This window comes from Streptomyces sp. NPDC091371, assembly GCF_040684275.1.
Taxonomy (GTDB): domain Bacteria; phylum Actinomycetota; class Actinomycetes; order Streptomycetales; family Streptomycetaceae; genus Streptomyces.
In genome coordinates this window covers 1-811 of the sequence record NZ_JBFBFP010000058.1, presented here as the reverse complement: position 1 = coordinate 811, position 811 = coordinate 1, and the positions used below count along the sequence as shown (strand labels likewise).

Below are 811 nucleotides of genomic sequence, written 5' to 3'. Positions count from 1 at the left end.
GAACCCACCACGCTCGTCATCACGACGCGGGTACGAGGGACGCCCACCACGCTCGTCATCGCGACGCGGGTAGGACGGACGCTCGCCCCGGTCGTCACGACGGAACGAGGGACGGTCGCCACCCCGGTCGTCCCGACGCGGGAAGGACGGACGGTCCCCACCCCGGTCATCCCGACGGAACGGGGGACGGTCGCCACCACGGTCATCACGACCACCGCGGAACCCACCACGGTCATCGTCACGACGGGGGTACGAGGGACGCCCACCACGCTCGTCATCACGGCGCGGGTAGCTCGGACGGTCGCCGCCACGGTCGTCACGGCGGAAGCCGCCGCCAGAGGGACGGTCTCCGCGGTCGTCACGACGGAAGCCACCGCCGCCACCGCCGGCGGGACGGCCGCCACGGTCATCGCGACGGAAACCGCCACCACCACCGGTCGGACGGCCGCCACGGTCGTCACGACGGAACGGGGGACGGTCGCCACCACGGTCGTCACGGCCCCCGCGGTAGCCGCCCCTGTCACCACCGTCGTTGCGCCGAGGCTCGCGCTCCGGACGATCGTCGGGAGAGTTGGACATGGGTGTGACTCCTGTCTTCGGGGTACCGCTAGTCATTCTCGCGCAACCAACCCATGGCCGCGCTTCGGCGTAAAGAGGTACAAAACAAAAAGGACCCTTGGTCCAGCGTTGAACGCTGGACCAAGGGTCCTTTGAAAGATTGTTCGGCGGCGTCCTACTCTCCCACAGGGTCCCCCCTGCAGTACCATCGGCGCTGAAAGGCTTAGCTTCCGGGTTCGGAATGTAACCGGGC

Annotated in this window: 1 rRNA gene and 1 pseudogene; both read right to left on the bottom strand. The window is 68.7% G+C overall.

Annotated features, from left to right (window positions below):
- Positions 1-497, bottom strand: a pseudogene (locus AB0O21_RS36085) (hypothetical protein); the annotation flags it as partial.
- Between the two features lie 223 nt (positions 498-720).
- Positions 721-811, bottom strand: a 5S ribosomal RNA gene (gene rrf, locus AB0O21_RS36080); the annotation flags it as partial.